This is a genomic window from Streptomyces sp. NPDC059816, assembly GCF_042732055.1.
Lineage (GTDB): Bacteria > Actinomycetota > Actinomycetes > Streptomycetales > Streptomycetaceae > Streptomyces.
This window is the reverse complement of record NZ_JBHWIQ010000007.1, coordinates 154,119-172,033: the sequence shown is the minus strand read 5'-3', so window position 1 is coordinate 172,033 and position 17,915 is coordinate 154,119. Positions and strand designations below refer to the sequence as shown.

Genomic DNA, 17,915 nt, shown 5'->3' with positions numbered 1-17,915 from the left:
GCTCGGTCCGGTACCCCGGTCGGGCCCCGTCAGGGGCGCGGGGAACTGCGCGAGCGGCCACGACGCGTCAGACGGCCGGGCCCGACGGGTCGGACTCGTGCAGGGTGACGAACTGCGGCTCGATCCGGAGGTACACCGGATCGTAGGGCTCGCCGTCCACCCCGCGCGGGGTCGGACCGAACAGCAGCAGCTCCGCGGGCTCCGGCAGCACCGCCTCGCACAGCCCGACCAACTGGACCGACCACTCGGCCGCCCCCGGCTCACACGTGCCGAGGTTGTCCGCCCCGTAGGCGACCACACTGCCGATGCACGCCCGGTGGTAGCCGTAACCGCGGTGCATGCGCAGCAGCAGCCGGCCGTCGACCAGGATGTGCCGGGCCGCCGCGAGGAACGGGAGCGCCCGCATGCTCGTGGCCACCCGACCGTGATCGGTGCCGGCGAGCAGGGCGAAGGCACGCTGCTCGGCGCAGGTGCGGCCCGGGGGTGCGGACGGCGACGGGGACATGGGCATAGGGCTCAATGTCGACCATCCGTGCGTCGAGCGCCAGGGAAACCCGCCCCTGCTGCTCGGGACCAAGGTCCCGAATGCCGTCGAAGGTGACCATACGGGGGCGAGGTGCTCCGAACGGTCGCGTGGGCGTTCACTCGATGGGGTGGATCAGCCCTTGCGGGCGTCCAGCCGGGCCACGTAGGCGGCGGCCTGGGACCGGCGCTCCATGCCCAGCTTGGACAGCAGGCTGGAGACGTAGTTCTTGATGGTCTTCTCGGCGAGGTGCAACCGCTCGCCGATGACCCGGTTGGTGAGCCCCTCGCCGATCAGGTCGAGGATGCGGCGCTCCTGGTCGGTCAGCGAGGCGAGCTTCTCGTCCCCGTCCCGGCCCGAGCCCTTGCGGCCCCCGTCCCGCAGTCGCTCCAGCACCCGGGCGGTGGCGACGGGGTCCAGCAGGGACTTCCCGGCGGCCACGTCCCGCACCGCCGCCAGCAGCTCATTGCCCCGGATCGCCTTCAGGACGTATCCGGAGGCGCCGGCCATGATCGCGTCGAAGAGGGCCTCGTCGTCCGCGAAGGACGTCAGCATCAGGCACTTGACCGACTCGTCCTGGGAGCGGATCTCCCGACAGACCTCGACCCCGCTGCCGTCCGGCAACCGGACGTCGAGCACCGCCACGTCCGGGCGGACCGCGGGGATGCGCGCCAGGGCCTCGGCCGCCGTACCCGCCTCCCCGACGACCTCGATGTCGTCCTCGACGGTCAGCATCTCGTGGACGCCCCGCCGGACCACCTCGTGATCGTCAAGAAGGAACACCGTTATCTTTCCCTCTTCTCGCACGGTGCCAGTCTCACACACGATCTCTTCCCCCGCCGTGGGCCCCCGGGTTACGGTTCGCCTGTTCCGGCCCCCCTGTCCGCCCGACGCGGCGCCCTGACCAGCGAGAGTTCCCGACCGACGCGATTTACTTGGAAATCCAAGGAAAATTGCAGGTCAGACGGGCTTCGCGGCGAGGCGCGACACTGGGTAACGTGCTAGGTGCAGGGCACCCGCCGGGGCACCTGTCACGCCTTTTCCCGGCGGAGCGCACCCACCCCGTGCGCGGTTGCTCGGGGACGGGCGACCGCACTGGCCCTCCCGGCGAACCCGGGTGGCCGGACCGACGGAGGAGCAGTACGTGACCGCGGACAGCACTGTCAGCACTGTCGCACGAGGGCCGCGCAAGCGTGCCGCCGCCAAGAGGACGTCGGGCGCGCAGCCCGACCTGGTTCAGCTTCTGACCCCCGAGGGCAAGCGGGTCAAGCCCACCAAGGCGGTCGCCGAGTACGCCGCGTACGTCGAGGACGTCACCCCCGAGGACCTGCGCGGGCTGTACCGCGACATGGTCCTGACCCGTCGCTTCGACGCCGAGGCCACGTCCCTCCAGCGTCAGGGCGAGCTGGGCCTGTGGGCCTCGCTGCTCGGTCAGGAGGCCGCGCAGATCGGCTCCGGCCGGGCCACCCGACCCGACGACTACGTCTTCCCCACGTACCGCGAACACGGCGTCGCCTGGACCCGCGGGGTGGACCCGACGCTGCTGCTGGGCATGTTCCGCGGCGTCAACAACGGCGGCTGGGACCCCACCACCAACAACTTCCACCTGTACACGATCGTCATCGGCTCGCAGACGCTGCACGCCACCGGCTACGCCATGGGCATCGCCAAGGACGGCGCGGACTCGGCCGTGATCGCGTACTTCGGTGACGGCGCCTCCAGCCAGGGCGACGTGGCCGAGGCGTTCACGTTCGCCGCGGTGTCCAACGCGCCCGTCGTGTTCTTCTGCCAGAACAACCAGTGGGCGATCTCCGAGCCCACCGAGCGCCAGACCCGGGTGCCGCTGTACCAGCGGGCCCAGGGCTACGGCTTCCCCGGCGTGCGGGTCGACGGGAACGACGTCCTCGCCTGCCTCGCCGTCACCCGCTGGGCGTTGGACCGGGCCCGCCGCGGCGAGGGGCCGACCCTGGTCGAGGCGTTCACCTACCGGATGGGCGCGCACACCACCTCCGACGACCCGACCCGCTACCGCCACGACGACGAGCGGGTGGCCTGGGAGGCGAAGGACCCGATCGCCCGCCTGCGCACCCACCTGGAGGCGCAAACCCACACGAACGAGTCGTTCTTCGCGGAACTGGAAGCGGAGAGCGAGGCGTTGGGCAAGCGGGTGCGCGAGGTGGTGCGGGCGATGCCCGATCCGGACCCGCTGACCATCTTCGAGAACGCGTACGCGGACGGGCACGCGCTCGTCGACGAGGAGCGAGCGCAGTTCGCCGCCTACCAGGCGTCGTTCGCGGACGGGGAGGACAAGTAGCCATGGCCGTACAGAAGCTTCCGATCGCCAAGGCGATCAACGAGTCCCTGCGCCGGGCGCTCGACGAGGACCCGAAGGTCCTGGTCATGGGCGAGGACGTCGGCAAGCTCGGCGGGGTCTTCCGGGTCACCGACGGTCTCCAGAAGGACTTCGGCGAGGAACGGGTGATCGACACCCCGCTGGCCGAGTCCGGCATCGTCGGCACCGCGATCGGCCTGGCCCTGCGCGGGTACCGCCCGGTGGTGGAGATCCAGTTCGACGGGTTCGTCTTCCCCGCCTACGACCAGATCGTCACCCAGCTCGCCAAGATGCACGCCCGCGCCCTCGGCAAGATCAAACTGCCCGTGGTGATCCGTATCCCCTACGGCGGGGGGATCGGCGCGGTCGAGCACCACTCGGAGTCCCCGGAGGCCCTGTTCGCGCACGTGGCGGGATTGAAGGTGGTCTCGCCCTCGAACTCCTCCGATGCGTACTGGATGCTCCAGCAGGCCATCCAGAGCGACGACCCGGTGATCTTCTTCGAGCCCAAGCGGCGCTACTGGGACAAGGGCGAGGTCGACCCCGAGGCCATCCCCGGCCTGCTGCACCGCGCGACCGTCGCCCGGCAGGGCACCGACCTCACGCTCGCCGCGTACGGCCCGATGGTGAAGGTCTGTCTGGAGGCCGCTGCCGCCGCCGAGGAGGAGGGGCGCTCCCTGGAGGTCCTCGACCTGCGCTCCCTCTCACCGATCGACTTCGACGCGGTGCAGCAGTCCGTGGAGAAGACCCGTCGACTGGTCGTGGTGCACGAGGCGCCGGTGTTCCTCGGTACGGGAGCGGAGATCGCCGCGCGGATCACCGAGCGGTCCTTCTACTACCTGGAGGCACCCGTCCTGCGGGTCGGCGGCTACTACGTGCCGTACCCGCCGGCGCGGTTGGAAGAGGAGTACCTACCGGGTCTTGACCGGGTGCTCGACGCCGTTGACCGTTCGCTGGCGTACTGAGGGAGGAGGACGTGACGACCATGACGCAGGTGTCCGTACGCGAATTCAGGATGCCCGATGTGGGCGAGGGCCTCACCGAGGCGGAGATCCTCACCTGGTACGTGAAGGTCGGTGACACCGTCACCGACGGCCAGGTGGTGTGCGAGGTGGAGACCGCCAAGGCGGCGGTCGAGCTGCCGATCCCCTACGACGGGGTGGTGGCGGAGCTGCGCCATCCGGCGGGGGCCACCGTCGACGTGGGCGAGGTGATCATCACCGTGGACGTGGGCGGCGGCACGGCTCCCGCTCCTGCTCCCGCCCCCGCTTCCGCCCCGGTCGAAGCGGAAGCGTCTGATCCGGCGACCGCCGAGGCTGCTGGGGCTGCTGGGGCCGCCGAGCCCCGGGGCCGTCAGCCGGTGCTCGTGGGGTACGGGGTGGCGGAGAGTTCCACCCGGCGCCGGCCCCGCAAGGGCGAGCCCGCCCCGGTGGCCGAAGCGCCGGCCCCGGCCGCGCCCGCCGCCGGTCCCGCTGAGCCCCCCACGAGCGCCACCGCGCCCGTCGAGTCAGCCGCGCCCGCCGTCGAACCGGCCGTGCCCGGGGCGAACGGGGCCAGGCCGCTCGCCAAGCCCCCGGTCCGCAAGCTGGCCAAGGACCTCGGGGTGGACCTGGCGGGCGTCACGCCCACCGGCCCGGGCGGGATCGTCACCCGGGAGGACGTCCACGCGGCGGCCACCCCCGAGCCCCGTCCCGCGGCGACCGGGGCGGTCCCGGCAGCCACCGCCCCCGCCCCGGAGACGGCCGCCCCGGCCGCCCCGGTCACCGGACGCGAAACGCGCATCCCGGTCAAGGGCGTTCGCAAGGCGACCGCGCAGGCCATGGTCGCCTCGGCGTTCACCGCCCCGCACGTCACGGAGTTCGTGACGGTGGACGTGACGCGCACGATGAAGCTCGTGGACGAGCTGAAGCGGGACGCCGACCACTACGGACTCGCGGGGCTGCGGATCAACCCGCTGCTGCTGGTCGCCCGGGCGCTGCTCGTCGCGATCAAGCGCAACCCCGAGGTCAACGCCGCCTGGGACGAGGCCAACCAGGAGATCGTGCGCAAGCACTACGTGAACCTGGGCATCGCCGCCGCGACCCCCCGCGGGTTGCTCGTCCCCAACATCAGGGACGCGCACGCCAAGACGCTGCCCGAACTCGCCGCGGCCCTGGCGGAACTGGTGTCCACCGCCCGCGAGGGCAAGACCTCGCCCGCGGCGATGCAGGACGGCACCGTGACCATCACCAACGTCGGTGTCTTCGGCGTGGACACGGGTACCCCGATCCTGAATCCGGGGGAGTCCGCGATCCTCGCCATGGGGGCGATCAAGCTCCAGCCGTGGGTCCACAAGGGCAAGGTGAAGCCGCGTCAGGTCACCACGCTCGCCCTCTCCTTCGACCACCGCCTGGTCGACGGCGAGCTCGGCTCCAAGGTCCTGGCCGATGTGGCCGCGGTCCTGGAGGACCCCAAGCGCCTCATCGTCTGGTCCTGACCGCGGGTCGGCGCAGCGGGCGCGAGCGCATACGACGAAGGCCCGTCCGCCACCGGAACGAACCGGTGGCGGACGGGCCCGTCGAGCTCCGTCGTGGGGTGCCCGTAAGGCCACGTCAGCGTCGGAAGCCGTAGTCCATCAGCTTCTTCGCGTCCTTCAGCCGGTTGACGTCCGAGGAGGACGTCAGGACCGTTCCGATCACGGTCTTGCCGTTCCGGGTCGCGGCGAAGACCAGGCAGTACTTGGCCTCGGGGCCGGAACCGGTCTTGATCCCGATCGTTCCGGAGTAGGTGCCGAGCAGCTTGTTGCTGTTGGTCCACGGCATGTTCCGGTAGCCGCCGTTGCGGGTGGTGACCCGCTGCTTCGTGGACTTGGTCTTCACGATCGTGCGGAAGGTCGAGTTCTTCATCACGTTGCTCGCGAGCTTGGTCAGGTCGCGCGGCGTCGAGTAGTTGTTGCCGTTGCCGATGCCGTCGAACGAGTCGAACTTGGTGTTCCGCATGCCGAGGCCGCGCGCGGTGGAGTTCATCTTGCCGATGAACGACTTCACGCGTGCGGCCCGGGTGGAGCCCGTACCGAACTTGTCCGCCAGCGCGTACGCGGCGTCACAACCGGACGGCAGCATCAGCCCGTAGAGCAGCTGACGGACCGTCACCTTGTCGCCGACGATCAACCGTGCGGAGGACGCGGTGCGGGACACGATGTAGTCGCTGTACGCCTTCTGGATCGTCACCTTGGAGTTCAGGTTCAGATTGCGCTGCGACAGGACCACCTTGGCAGTCATGATCTTGGTGGTGGACCCGGTGTTGCGCTTGGTGTCCGCGGTCTTGCTGAAAAGGGTGCGGCCCGTGCGGTCGTCCATCACGAAACCGCCCTTCGCCGTGACGGACGGGACCGGTGCGGCCTGGGCCTGCGTGGCGGTCACCCCGCCCGTCAGCAGTGCCCCCGCGGTGAGCGCCGTGGTGACGGCCGAGGCACGACGAATGCCCTTGATGCCTGTACTCAAGTTGAATGCTCCAAACGCCCCTGGAAATACCATGCGTGGGTAGCGGCACAAAAAGGCCGCACTGAGGTAAGACTCTTGGGCGGCACGCAAGGATGCGGGAAAAAAGTAAAGAATCTCCCGCGCACCACGAAAAATCTTCTGGAAGTCTCTTTGTCGCCAAATGGTCGACCGTTTCACCCCGCGGTCGGATGGGGGTGAGGGGGGCGGCCCGCCCCCCTCGCGCTCGTCCGCATCCCGGACGCCCCTCCCCATGCGTACGCGTTGTATCTAACCTGTGCACATGCCTGCCTCCGCCGCGCCGCCCGTGACCACCGCGACGTCGGGCGGCGCCCCCGCCAAACGGCCGCCCGCCGCCGACCGCGTCTACCAACACGTCAAGCAGGGCGTCCTGGACCGCCGGTACGAGGGCGGGACCCTGCTCACCGAGGGTGAGTTGGCCGAGGCGGTCGGCGTCTCGCGCACGCCCGTGCGGGAGGCCCTGCTGCGGCTGGAGGTCGAGGGACTGATCAGGCTCTACCCGAAGAAGGGAGCCCTGGTGCGGCCCGTCTCCGCGCAGGAGATCGCCGATGTCGTCGAAACCCGGCTCCTCGTGGAGGAGCACGCCGTCCGCAAGGCCGTCCCCGCGCCGCCCGCCCTCCTCGCCCGACTCGCCGAACTCCTGGCGGAGCAGCAGGTGCACGCGGCGGCCGGCCGGTACGCCGAAGCGGCCGTCACCGACCGCCACTTCCACGTCGCGATCGTCCGCAACGCGGGCAACGAGATCCTGTCCCGCCTCTACGAACAGCTCCGTGACCGTCAGCTGCGCATGGGCGTCGCGATGATGCACGCCCACCCCGACCGGATCGCCAGGGCCCTCGCCGAGCACGAGGAGATCCTCGACGCGCTCGCCGCCGGGGACGCCGAGCGGGCCGCGGACATCGTGCACCGGCACATCGGCCGGGTCGCCGACCTCGCCCGGGGAGGGGTCCGGTGAGCGGCGGGTCGGCCGCTGCGGCCGGGGACCCGCCCGGCGGCTGTCGGGCCGTCTCCATCTGGTCGATCGGCGTGTCCGTCTACTTCGTCGCCGTCATCTTCCGCACCTCGCTGGGGGTCGCGGGACTCGACGCCACCGAACGCTTCGGGATCAGCGCCTCCGCGCTGTCCGCGTTCTCCATCCTCCAACTCCTGGTCTATGCGGGCATGCAGATACCCGTCGGGTTGCTCGTCGACCGGTTCGGCACCCAGCGGGTGCTGATACTCGGGGCCGTCCTGTTCACGACGGGGCAACTGGGCTTCGCGCTCGCCCCCTCCTACGGGACGGCCCTCGCCGCCCGCGCGCTGCTCGGCTGCGGCGACGCGATGACGTTCATCAGCGTGCTGCGGCTCGGCGCCCACTGGTTCCCGGCCCGGCGCGCACCGCTCATGGCCCAGCTCGCCGGATTCGCCGGGATGGCGGGCAACCTGGTGTCCACGCTGCTGGTCGCGCGGCTGCTGCACGGCGTCGGCTGGACCGCTGCGTTCGCGGGCAGTTCGCTGGCCGGGGTGGTCGTCCTCGTCCTGTTGCTGTTCCTGAAGGACCAGCCGGCCCGGCCCCGTACCGCCTCCGTCCCGGGCCCCGGGGACGCCGACCCACCGCCCGACCGCGCATCGCTGTCCGTCCGGCGTCAACTGGGCGCGGCCTGGCGCGAACCCGGTACCCGAATCGGTCTGTGGGTGCACTTCACCGGACAGTTCCCGGCGATGGTGTTCCTGCTGCTGTGGGGCCTGCCGTTCCTGGTGCGGGCACAGGGCCTCGACCCGGCCACGGCCGGTGACCTGCTCACCCTGGTGGTGGTGTCCAACATGGCGGTGGGCCTGGTCTACGGGCAGGTCATCGCCCGGCACCACGCGGCCCGGCTGCCCCTGGTCCTCGGCACGGTCGGCCTCACGTCCGCGATGTGGGCGCTCACCCTGGCCTGGCCCGGCGGCCGGGCACCGTTCGCGCTGCTGGTCACCCTGTGCGTGGTGCTCGGGGCCTGCGGCCCGGCCTCGCTGATCGGCTTCGACTTCGCCCGCCCCGCGAACCCGCCCGAGCGGCAGGGCACGGCCTCCGGGATCGTCAACATGGGCGGCTTCGTGTCGTCCATGGCCACGCTGTTCGCGGTGGGCGTGCTGCTGGACCTGACCGGCGGGGAGTACCGGATCGCGTTCTCCGCGGTGTTCGTGGTGCAGGCCCTGGGTGTCGCGCAGATCGTCCGGTTGCGCCGCCGGACGGCCCGCCGGGAACGCGAACGGCTGGTCGCCAGCCGGATCACCACCGTGCACGTCCCGGCGTAGCCGCACCCCGCGCTCGGTTCAGGAGACGCGCGGCAGCGCCAGCCAGTCCTGCCAGCTGATGCCACGGCCCAGGTAACGGGGCTGTCGGAAGGGCCAGTCGGCTTCGATCCACTGCGGCACCAGCGCGTCGAGCGACCGCTCAGCCTCGCTGCCGACGAGTTCGTCCACCACCCACCAGGCGACTTCCCCGTCGGAGCCGGTGCGCTCGGGCGGATCGATGTAGACACAGCCGAGGAGGGCGGTCTCCGCCGCGTCCCACAGCGCGTAGTTGAACGACTGGTGCGCGGCGATCTCCTGCTCGTGCCGCAGCAGGTCGATGCGGTCCTGCTCGTAGGTCATCGACTCCCTCGGCCAGGACCAGGCCGGGCCGAAGACCTCCCACAGACGGGCCTGGGAGCCCATCACGGCGGGGTAGTCGAGGGGCGTGTCCGCCTCCCGGATCGGCCGCAGGTGCAGCGAGGTGTCGGGCACGGGCACGTGGACGGGGTGGACGAAGTCCTTGGGAAGCCAACTCATGGGGGTCGAGGTTACAACCGTTCGACGCGGGAACGCCCAGGTCACGAGCGGGACTCCGGTCGGGGACGTACGCGGGCCCGTACCGCACCCGGGCCCGTGCGTCCGTCAGGGAGTGATCGCGAAGTTTCGCAGGATGGCCGCCGCGAACTCCTGGTCGCCCTCGGTCTTGATCCGGTCGCGGGCGGACTCCGCGGTGATCCGGCCGCAGGCGAGCCGGCCGTAGGTCTCCCAGTCGGTGCTCAACGTCACCAGCGGGCCCAGCGAGGGCGCGCCGTCCACGGAACCCCGGCCCTCCGCGTCGACCCGGACCGTCCGCAGGAACTCGACGGGGCCGTGCACGTCGACGACGACCGCGGTACCGGGCGGGGCGCCGGCGTCCTTGGCGACGACCTTCGGCAGCGCCTCCAGCATCACGTCCCGGGCGAGCTGCGCGCCCGGCGAGTCCAGGTTGCCCGGCTGGTTGAGGGCGACCCGGAGGTCCTGCTCGTGGACCCAGATGTCGAACGCGCGCCTGCGCATCGCGAATTCCAGGGTCTCCTCGGCGCCCAGCAGCCCCCGGATCTTCGTGTCCGGCTGCCGGTTCTCGTTGCGGATCTGCCGGTTGCGCCGGATGACGGTGTACTCCAGCTCCGACGTCATCTCCGGGCCCGTGTGGTGGCGTCGGACGTCGACCTGCATCTCCATGTACCGCTGGTGCTCGGTCTGTACGTGGTACAGATCGCGGGGCAGGGTGTGGATGGGGCGGGGGTCGCCGAGCATCTCGCAGTCCAGCCCGATGACATGGGAGACGATGTCCCGCACCGACCAGCCGGGGCAGGGGGTCGCTCGGTTCCACTCCCCTTCCACGAGCGGCTGCACCAACTCCGCGATCGCTTCCACGGAGTGCGTCCAGGCGTCGGCGTAGTTCTGAAGGCTGGGATGGAGACTCACGAGACCCCTCGGGCGGTTGGTGCGTGCGGCGGGCTGCTGTGGCGGGACGGGCGTTGCTTCCGGTGGTGCGGCTGTACGGCATGTACAGGCTGTACGGGGTGGTGCGGGCTCGGGCACGGTCGGGGGTCCGGGGGCTCCCCGGAAAGGCACAGTACGCTGGTTGCGGGCACCCCGGCAGTGCTTTCGTGTGACGATCGTAGGCCGTGTCAACGGTCCCGACGCCAAGGCGGTGGTAGTGTGCGCGCCTCACTCATCCAGACCGGTCCGGACGACGCAGAGTCGATCGAGGAACGTCGCGAGCGGGTCGCCGCGCTCGTGCGCGGGCAGGGCGGGCAGCACGGGGGGCGTGCGGACCCCGTGGACCTGGTGGTCCTCCCCGAACTGTGGACGGTCGGTGCGTTCTCCTATGAGTCCTTCGACGCGGCTGCCGAGCCGCTCCAGGGCCCCACGCACGAGGCGATGGCCAAGGCGGCGAGCGATGCCGGGGTCTGGCTGCACGCCGGGTCGATCCCCGAACGCGACCCGGACGGCACGCTGTACAACACCTCCCTCGTCTTCGCGCCCGACGGCTCCCTCGCCGCCAGCTACCGCAAGATCCACCGGTTCGGCTTCGACCGGGGCGAGGCCGTGCTCATGGGCGCCGGCGAAGAACTCGTCACGGTGCCCCTGCCCGGGCTGACCCTGGGTCTCGCCACCTGCTACGACCTGCGGTTCCCCGAGCTGTTCCGGGGCCTGGTCGACCGGGGTGCCGAGGCGCTGATCGTCTCCGCCGGCTGGCCCGAACGCCGGCGCGCCCACTGGTCGCTGCTGGCGCGGGCGCGTGCGGTGGAGAACCAGAGCTTCGTCCTGGCCTGCGGTTCCGCCGGGGAACACGCGGGGGTGGCGCAGGCCGGTCACTCCGCGGTCTTCGACCCCTGGGGCGAGGTGCTCGGCGAGCTGCCGGACGCTCAGGAGGCGGTGCTCACGGTGGACTTCGACCCGGGGCAGGTCGCGACCGTCCGCGAGGAGTTCCCGGCCCTGAAGGACCGTCGCCTCGGCGTTCCGCCCCACAAGTAGGGCGGCGCCCTCGTCAGGGCCAGTCGACCCTCTCCACGAAGGTCAGGCCCAGCACGCCGACGACGAACGGCGCGACGAGGGCGGTCAACACCCGCGCCGCCGCGTACCTCCGTCGCGCCGGCAGCAGCCAGGCGGCGAGCAGCAGGGCGGCGGGCAGCAACAGCCCGTAGCGGAACAGGTCGAACGCGGGTGGGAAGCTCCGGTCGAAGCGGTCGAGCTCCGCGCCCTCGCACGGGTCGCAGGCCATCTGCGACATCCCCACGAAGAACAGCGCGACGAGGGCCGCCGGCACGGTGACGAGCGTCGAGACCAATGGAGTGATCCAGGCATGGCGGTCCCGGCCCCGGTCGCGCTCCCGGGCCCGGTCGTGCGGTGCGGTGGTGGGCGGCATGCGTCCAGCGAACCGTACGACCGCCGCGGGCGCCTGAGCCCGGGTACTCAACCGGCCCGCCCGGGTCGTTCGGCGTGATCTTGTTGAGTAGCGGTACTCAGGGCGGCCCGGGCGGAGGCTGTGCACATGACCCGAACCACTGATGCGCACAGCACGCTCATCCGTCCCCGTCTGCGCCTGACCCTCGCGGTGACCGCCCTCGGAGCTCTGGCCCTAGCCGCCGGGGCGACGACGGCGAACGCCGGCGCCGCGCCCGCCGCGCCCGCGGCCACCACCGTTGCGGTCGGGCCGGCGCAGCCCCGCGTCGATCCGGAAGTCGACTTCATGGCGATGCTGACGGATGTCGCCGCCCCGTGTCGCGCGGCGGACTCGCCCCCGCCCCCGCCGCCGGTCGATCCGGAGGGGAAACCGTTCACCGAGGGGAACCTGCCCGGGGACCTCTCGCGGGAGGAGCGGGAGCTCTCGCCGGTCGAGTGGTGCGCGAAGCACCTCCACGAGGAGCGGGTGACCCGGGCGCTCGACGACCTGGCGAAGCCGACCCCGCGGGAGGTCAGGCGGGTGCTGAACGAACTCGGTTACGTCGACGGGCGCATCACCTACCTCCAGCAGTCCGGCGCGACCCCGAAGTTCCTGATCGACCTGCGCGCCATGGACGGCGAGCTCGCCCTCAAGGGCACCGCGGCGGGCCCGGACACCGTGGTCGACGGTTTCGCGGCGCCGCAGGCCGACCCGCCCGCCCCGGCGAAGCGGAAGTAACGCTCCCCGGATCTCTCCGCGCCCTCGGGACGTCCCCGGGGGGACGGCCTCGGCGGCGCGGTCCCGGGGACGCGGCCTCGTGCGGGTCAGGCGTCGGGGGTGTTCGTGCGTTGGGCGATCAGGAGGGCGAGGCCGTCGAGGATGCGGTCGAGGCCGAACCGGAACCCGGCGTCCGGGTCCTCGTCCACCCCGGTGAAGACGTCCGCGTCGAGCAACCGGGTGATCGCGGGCTGTCGTTCGGGGTCGGTGAAGCGCCGCAGGGTGTGCGCGTACTGGGCGAGGACCTGCTCGGGGGTGGTCCCGCTACGGGCGATCGCGTCGCGGTGGTCGGCGGCGATCGTCGCATCGGTGCGGACGTACCCGTAGATGAGGGTCATGATGCCCAGTCGCTCCGCGCCGTCCAGGCCGGTGGACTCCAGTGCGGCGAGGCCGCGTTCCATCCAGGCGACCTGGTGCGGGGCGGCGGGGGGACTGGCGATCGGGAGGCGCAGCAGCCAGGTGTTGCGGTGCAGCACCTCGCGCTGGGCGTACGTCCAGGTGGTCAGGAGCGCGCGCCAACCGGTCGTGCCCTCGGGGACGGGCGGCGGAGTGCCCACGCCCGCGTCGGCCATCAGGAGGTACAGCTCGTCCTTGGCGGCGACGTACCGGTACAGCGACATCGTGGAGGCGCCGAGTTCCTTGGCGACCCGCCCCATCGAGACGGCTTCGATTCCCTCGCGGGCGGCGAGGGCGATGGCGGCGTCGACGATGCGATCGAGTCCCAGCCCGGGCCGCGGCCCCTTGGCGGGACGTTCCCGTAGGCCCCAGGCCATTTCCAGGCTGGCGGGGAGCCCCGTTTCCGGCTCCGACATCGCTGTTTGCTCTCCCTGCTGCCGGTGGGCGTTGACCCCATCCTAGTTCTGTGTATTACTTACGCAATAGAGCGTATGGCATACGCAGAAGAGTGGCATGCGCAAAAGAGTCGCACGTCTCGCACGCGAGGTGCGCCGATCACGGGGAAGGGGAAGCCATGGGCGTTCACGCCACCGCCCTCAGCAAGTCCTACGGCGAACTACGGGTCCTGGACGGTCTCCACCTCGACGTCCCGCCGGGCACCGTGCACGCGCTGCTCGGCCCGAACGGCGCCGGCAAGACCACCGCGGTGCGGATCCTCGCCACCCTCACCACCGCCGACTCCGGCACCGCCCGCGTCGCCGGACACGACATCACCGCCGAACGGTCCGCCGTCCGCGCCCGGATCAGCCTCACCGGACAGTTCGCGGCCGTCGACGACCTCCAGACCGGCGCCGAGACCCTGCGGATGATGGGACGGCTCGCCGGACTCGGCGCCCGCGCCGCCCGCGCCCGCGCCGACGAACTCCTCGACCGCTTCGACCTCGCGCCCGCCGCCGGGCGCACCGCCGGCGAGTACTCCGGCGGGATGCGCCGCCGGCTCGACCTCGCCGCCGGCCTGGTCTCCCGGCCCACCGTCCTCTTCCTCGACGAACCGACCACCGGACTGGACCCCCGCAGCCGACGGGACCTGTGGGAGGTCGTCCGCGAACTGCGCGCCGACGGCACCACCGTCCTGCTGACCACGCAGTACCTGGAGGAGGCGGACGTCCTGGCCGACCGCGTCAGCGTGTTGGACGGGGGTCGCATCGTCGCCGAGGGCACCGTCGCCGCGCTGAAGGAACAGGTGGCCGACCACCGGCTGGACCTCACCCTCGTCTCGCGCGCCGCCTACGAGCGGCTGCTCGCCCGGCTGCCCGGTGACAGCCACCACCGCGACCCGGACCGGCTCGTCATCGGACTGGCCACCGACGGCACCGCGGGGCACGTGCGCGGGCTGCTCGACGCGGTCGACCCGGACGGCACCGCGGTCGCCCGGTTCGCCCTGCGCACCGCCACCCTCGACGACGTCTTCCTCGCCCTGACGGGAGCCCCACGATGACCGCAGCACCGTTCACCACGGCCCGCACCATGGCGGGCCGCAGCCTGCGGATCAGCCGGCGCAGCCCGGACGCGCTGGTGACCGGCCTGGCGCTGCCGGTGCTGATGATGCTGATCTTCGTCTACTTCTTCGGCGGGTCGATCGACACGGGCACCGACTACGTGACCTACGTGGTGCCGGGAACGATCCTGCTGTGCGCGGGCTTCGGCGCCGGCTCCACCGCCGTGTCGGTGGCCGAGGACATGAAGAACGGGATCATCGACCGGTTCCGGGCCGCGGACATCGGCCCCGTCCCGGTGCTCGCCGGGCACGTCACCGCCTCGGTCGCCCGGAACCTCGTCTCCACCGCCCTGGTGCTGGGGGTGGCGCTGGCCATCGGCTTCCGGCCCTCGGCCGGGCCGGCCGGCTACCTCGCCGCGCTCGGCCTGGTCGCCGCCTGGATCGTCGCGATCTCCTGGCTCGCCGCGGCGCTCGGGCTGCTCGCCCGGACCCCCGAGGCGGCGAGCGGACTCACCTTCCTGATGATGTTCCTGCCGTACCCGTCGAGCGCGTTCGTCCGGATCGAGACGATGCCCACCTGGCTGCACGGCTTCGCGGAGCACCAGCCGCTGACCCCGCTGATCGAGTCGGTGCGCGATCTGCTCCTGGGCCGGGCCGCGGGTGGCGCCCCGTGGATCGCCCTGGCCTGGTGCGCCGCGGTCACGCTGCTGTCGCTGGCCCTGTCCCTGCCGTTGTTCCGCCACCGCACTCGTTGACCGCGGCGCGGTGACCTTGGTGCTCGGTGCTCGGTGCGGGGTGCGGGGTGCGGGGTGCGCGTAGCGCAGGTGTTCGTGGGCGCAGGTGCTCAGGGCCACTGGACCACGGTCATGAACAGCGGGTAACAGGTCGCGGCCAGTACGGGGGCGCCGATCGCCAGGACGATGCGGCGCCCGCGCAGGAGGCGGCGGCCCGGCAGGACCCAGGACCACACCAGCAGCGCCCCGGCGCCCGCGAGCACCGCCCCGCAGAGCACGACCGCGAGGGTGTAGGACTCCTCGAAGCGGGCGAACTCCGCGGTATCGCAGGAGACGCAGCTCAGCTGGGTCAGCAGCGCCATCCCGGCGATCACGGCGGCCAACGGGAGGAGGAGCACCGTCCCGATCAACGGGGCGACCCAGGCGTGCGGGTCCGGCCAGTCGTGGGGGCCGGTGACACGGCGGACGGGGGCGCGGACCGGAGTGCGGACCGGGGCGGGGACGTGAGCGGGGGCGTGCGCAGGGGCGTGAGGGGGCATGGGTCAAGCGAACCCGGTGCGCGGGGCGTGCGCCTGAGCGGTCGTACTCACTTCGAGTCGGGGGAATCACCCGAGGGCGGGGGAACGGGCGGGTGCGCGGCAACGGGCGCCTCGCCCTCCGCATGGAGCCTGGGCATGATCCGGTCGAGCCACCGGGGCGTCCACCACGCGGAGCGCCCCAACAACGTCATCACCGCGGGCACCAGCAGCAGCCGCACCACGGTCGCGTCGATGAGCACGCTCACCGCGAGGCCGAGCCCCAGCATCTTCACCACGATGTTGTCGGAGATCACGAACGCGGCGAAGACACTGACCATGATCAGCGCGGCGCAGGTGATGACCCGTGCGGTGATCTCCAGCGCGTGCGCGACGCTCGCCCCGGGGTCACCGGTCCGCAACCACGCCTCGTGGATGCGGGACAGCAGGAAGATCTCGTAGTCCATGCTCAGGCCGAAGACGATGGCGAACATCATCATCGGCACGTAACTCTCGATGGGTACCGTCCCCGACACCCCGAGCGCCGGACCGCCCCACCCCCACTGGAACACGGCGACGACGACCCCGTACGAGGCGGCGATGGACAGCACGTTGAGCACGGCCGCCTTCAACGCGACGAGGACGCCCCGGAAGACCACCAGGATGACGAGGAACGCCAGCCCGACCACGGCGGCGATGATCCACGGCAGCCGGGCGGAGACGATGTCCAGGAAGTCGACCTGCGCGGCGGTCGTCCCCGTGACGTACCCGTGCGCCTCGGTGCCGGACACGGCCTCGGGCAGCACCTCGTCGCGGAGCCGGTTGACCAGCTGGGTGGTCCGCTCGTCCTGCGGGGTGGCCACCGAGTACGCGGTGCCGACCAGGACGTCCCCGTCGGAGGTGGCCTTCAGCGGCGTGACGAACGCGGTGTCGGGCACCCCGGTGAGCGCCTGCTGCGCCTCGGCGGCGAGCGCCGCCCGGTCCGCCTGCGGTACGGAGGACTGGTCGACGACGAGGGTCAACGGGCCGTTGGAGCCGGGACCGAACGCGGACGACATCAGGTCGAAGGCCCGCCGGTCGGTGAACGACTTCGGGTCGGCGCCGTCGCCGATGTGACCCAGTTGCAGGGAGAACACCGGTACGGACAGCACCGCGAGGACCGCGACGCCCGCACCCGTGTACCACCAGGGACGCCGCTCCACGCGCAGGGCGTAACGGTGCCAGGCCCCGGTGACCTCCGCCCCCGGCTCGGCGTCCGTCTCGGCCACGGGGGTACGCACCCGCAACCGGTCGATGTGCCGTCCGACCAGCCCGAGCAGCGCCGGTACGAGGGTGAGCGCGCCCAGTACCGCGGTGACCACGGTGACCGCCGCGGCGAGCCCGAGCTTGCCGATGAACGCGATGCCCGACACCCACAGCCCGGACAGCGCGATGATCACCGTGCAGCCGGAGAGCAGTACCGCGTGCCCGCTGGTGGCGGCGGCCCCGCCGGCGGCGGCCACCGGGTCCCGCCCGTCCATCAACCCCTGACGGTGCCGGGTGACCAGGAACAGGGCGTAGTCGATGCCGACGCCCAGCCCGATCATCGTGGCGAGGGTCGGCGAGACCGTGGCGAACGTGGACGCGGCGGCCAGCAGGGCGAGCAGCGCCAGCCCGCAGATCACGCTGATCAGCGCGGTGACCAGGGGAAGGAGGGCCGCGACGACGCTGCCGAAGCCGATCAGCAGCACGACGATCGCCACGGCGAAGCCGATGACCTCGCTGAGCCGGTCGTTGGGCTCCGGGCGCGCCAGTTCGCCCAGCGGCCCGCCGTACTCGACGTCGACGCCCGCGGAACGGAGCGGCTGCACCGCGTCGTCCACCCCGTGCAGGTAGTCCTCGCCCAGGGTGGACGGCTGGACGCTGAACCGGACGGTGATGTAGGCGGTGTGCCCGTCGGCGGAGAGCGGACCGACGTCCGGCTGCCCGGACGGGGTCGGGGGAGCGGCGAGGGGGTTCTGTGCGGACAGCACGTCCGGGAGCCCCTGGAGCGAGGCCACGGTCCGGCCCACCTCGTCGCTGACCGAGGAGAGGGGGCGCGCGGTGTCGTTCAGGACGACCTGGGAGCTGTAGCCCCCGGCGGCCGGATCGTGGTCCTTCAGCACGTCGAGACCGTGCTGCGACTGGGTGTCCGGCAGCGAGAAGTCGTCCGAGTACGTGCCGCCGTACGCGTGGTGCAGTACCTGGAGCCCGGCGAGCGCCGCCAGCCAGAGGACCAGCACCGCGATCGCGTGCCGTGCGCAGAACTCGCCGACCCGCCTCAGGAGTCCGGGTCGGTCCGCGTGCGGAACGCCTGTGGCTGCCATGCCCCGAGTCGAACACCCGGGGCTGCTCCCCGCACGCCGGCCCGTCGATACGGGTGACGCCGGGCGCCGCAGCCAGCTTCCAGGCCGCTCCCCAGGCCGCTCCCCGG

At 71.8% G+C, this 17,915-nt stretch carries 18 protein-coding genes; 9 read left to right on the top strand and 9 right to left on the bottom strand.

Annotated features, from left to right (window positions below):
• Nucleotides 1-67: 67 nt before the first annotated feature.
• Both ACFV88_RS12150 and ACFV88_RS12145 read right to left on the bottom strand, forming a co-directional pair.
• Nucleotides 68-505: a pyridoxamine 5'-phosphate oxidase family protein gene (locus tag ACFV88_RS12150; protein WP_385489397.1), complete on the bottom strand. Its 438-nt coding sequence runs from the start codon at nucleotides 503-505 to the stop codon at nucleotides 68-70.
• A gap of 153 nt (nucleotides 506-658) precedes the next feature.
• Complete coding sequence (locus ACFV88_RS12145; RefSeq protein ID WP_385489118.1) at nucleotides 659-1,330, bottom strand: response regulator; 672 nt, start codon at nucleotides 1,328-1,330, stop codon at nucleotides 659-661.
• Between the two features lie 337 nt (nucleotides 1,331-1,667).
• Here ACFV88_RS12145 and pdhA point away from each other — a divergent pair, with 337 nt between their 5' ends.
• The 3 genes from pdhA to ACFV88_RS12130 are packed head-to-tail and all read left to right on the top strand — an operon-like array spanning nucleotide 1,668 to nucleotide 5,331.
• Nucleotides 1,668-2,837, top strand: coding sequence for a pyruvate dehydrogenase (acetyl-transferring) E1 component subunit alpha (gene pdhA / locus ACFV88_RS12140; protein WP_385489115.1), 1,170 nt, complete (start codon nucleotides 1,668-1,670; stop codon nucleotides 2,835-2,837).
• A 2-nt stretch (nucleotides 2,838-2,839) separates the two neighbouring features.
• Entirely contained in the window at nucleotides 2,840-3,820 is a 981-nt protein-coding gene (locus ACFV88_RS12135; RefSeq protein ID WP_385489113.1) for an alpha-ketoacid dehydrogenase subunit beta, read from the top strand.
• A gap of 11 nt (nucleotides 3,821-3,831) precedes the next feature.
• Nucleotides 3,832-5,331, top strand: coding sequence for a dihydrolipoamide acetyltransferase family protein (locus ACFV88_RS12130; protein WP_385489110.1), 1,500 nt, complete (start codon nucleotides 3,832-3,834; stop codon nucleotides 5,329-5,331).
• A gap of 115 nt (nucleotides 5,332-5,446) precedes the next feature.
• On the opposite strand, the gene ACFV88_RS12125 is transcribed toward ACFV88_RS12130, so the two are convergent.
• Nucleotides 5,447-6,337, bottom strand: coding sequence for a D-alanyl-D-alanine carboxypeptidase family protein (locus ACFV88_RS12125; RefSeq protein WP_385489107.1), 891 nt, complete (start codon nucleotides 6,335-6,337; stop codon nucleotides 5,447-5,449).
• 280 nt (nucleotides 6,338-6,617) lie between these two features.
• Between ACFV88_RS12125 and ACFV88_RS12120 the strand changes: the two genes are divergently transcribed.
• The gene (locus tag ACFV88_RS12120) at nucleotides 6,618-7,310 is read left to right on the top strand and encodes a GntR family transcriptional regulator (protein WP_385489104.1); all 693 of its coding nucleotides are present in this window, start codon (nucleotides 6,618-6,620) and stop codon (nucleotides 7,308-7,310) included.
• On the top strand, nucleotides 7,307-8,632 hold the full coding sequence (locus ACFV88_RS12115; protein ID WP_385489101.1) for a nitrate/nitrite transporter: 1,326 nt from the start codon (nucleotides 7,307-7,309) through the stop codon (nucleotides 8,630-8,632). Before ACFV88_RS12120 ends, ACFV88_RS12115 begins: the two co-directional genes overlap by 4 nt.
• A gap of 18 nt (nucleotides 8,633-8,650) precedes the next feature.
• Here the strand turns inward: ACFV88_RS12115 and ACFV88_RS12110 are convergent, their stop codons facing one another.
• Both ACFV88_RS12110 and ACFV88_RS12105 read right to left on the bottom strand, forming a co-directional pair.
• Nucleotides 8,651-9,148, bottom strand: a complete 498-nt coding sequence (locus ACFV88_RS12110; RefSeq protein ID WP_385489098.1) for an N-acetyltransferase — start codon at nucleotides 9,146-9,148, stop codon at nucleotides 8,651-8,653.
• Nucleotides 9,149-9,253: 105 nt separating this feature from the next.
• Nucleotides 9,254-10,078: a maleylpyruvate isomerase family mycothiol-dependent enzyme gene (locus tag ACFV88_RS12105; RefSeq protein WP_385489095.1), complete on the bottom strand. Its 825-nt coding sequence runs from the start codon at nucleotides 10,076-10,078 to the stop codon at nucleotides 9,254-9,256.
• 237 nt (nucleotides 10,079-10,315) lie between these two features.
• Between ACFV88_RS12105 and ACFV88_RS12100 the strand changes: the two genes are divergently transcribed.
• The gene (locus tag ACFV88_RS12100; protein WP_385489093.1) at nucleotides 10,316-11,134 is read left to right on the top strand and encodes a carbon-nitrogen family hydrolase; all 819 of its coding nucleotides are present in this window, start codon (nucleotides 10,316-10,318) and stop codon (nucleotides 11,132-11,134) included.
• A 13-nt stretch (nucleotides 11,135-11,147) separates the two neighbouring features.
• On the opposite strand, the gene ACFV88_RS12095 is transcribed toward ACFV88_RS12100, so the two are convergent.
• Nucleotides 11,148-11,525 (bottom strand): hypothetical protein, encoded by a 378-nt coding sequence (locus ACFV88_RS12095; protein WP_385489090.1) that lies wholly within the window; start codon nucleotides 11,523-11,525, stop codon nucleotides 11,148-11,150.
• A 126-nt stretch (nucleotides 11,526-11,651) separates the two neighbouring features.
• On the opposite strand from ACFV88_RS12095, the gene ACFV88_RS12090 reads away from it, so the two are divergent.
• Nucleotides 11,652-12,281, top strand: coding sequence for a hypothetical protein (locus ACFV88_RS12090; RefSeq protein ID WP_385489087.1), 630 nt, complete (start codon nucleotides 11,652-11,654; stop codon nucleotides 12,279-12,281).
• Between the two features lie 86 nt (nucleotides 12,282-12,367).
• Here the strand turns inward: ACFV88_RS12090 and ACFV88_RS12085 are convergent, their stop codons facing one another.
• A complete protein-coding gene (locus ACFV88_RS12085; RefSeq protein ID WP_385489085.1) occupies nucleotides 12,368-13,132 on the bottom strand; it encodes a TetR/AcrR family transcriptional regulator in 765 nt (254 codons plus the stop codon).
• Between the two features lie 158 nt (nucleotides 13,133-13,290).
• Here ACFV88_RS12085 and ACFV88_RS12080 point away from each other — a divergent pair, with 158 nt between their 5' ends.
• Together ACFV88_RS12080 and ACFV88_RS12075 are read left to right on the top strand one after the other, a co-directional pair.
• On the top strand, nucleotides 13,291-14,214 hold the full coding sequence (locus ACFV88_RS12080) for an ATP-binding cassette domain-containing protein (RefSeq protein ID WP_385489082.1): 924 nt from the start codon (nucleotides 13,291-13,293) through the stop codon (nucleotides 14,212-14,214).
• A complete protein-coding gene (locus ACFV88_RS12075) occupies nucleotides 14,211-14,969 on the top strand; it encodes an ABC transporter permease (RefSeq protein ID WP_385489080.1) in 759 nt (252 codons plus the stop codon). The genes ACFV88_RS12080 and ACFV88_RS12075 overlap by 4 nt, the downstream gene beginning before the upstream one ends.
• Nucleotides 14,970-15,058: 89 nt before the next feature.
• Here ACFV88_RS12075 and ACFV88_RS12070 read toward each other — a convergent pair whose 3' ends face one another.
• Complete coding sequence (locus ACFV88_RS12070) at nucleotides 15,059-15,487, bottom strand: hypothetical protein (protein WP_385489077.1); 429 nt, start codon at nucleotides 15,485-15,487, stop codon at nucleotides 15,059-15,061.
• 47 nt (nucleotides 15,488-15,534) lie between these two features.
• Nucleotides 15,535-17,808, bottom strand: coding sequence for an MMPL family transporter (locus ACFV88_RS12065; RefSeq protein WP_385489074.1), 2,274 nt, complete (start codon nucleotides 17,806-17,808; stop codon nucleotides 15,535-15,537).
• Nucleotides 17,809-17,915 lie beyond the last annotated feature (107 nt).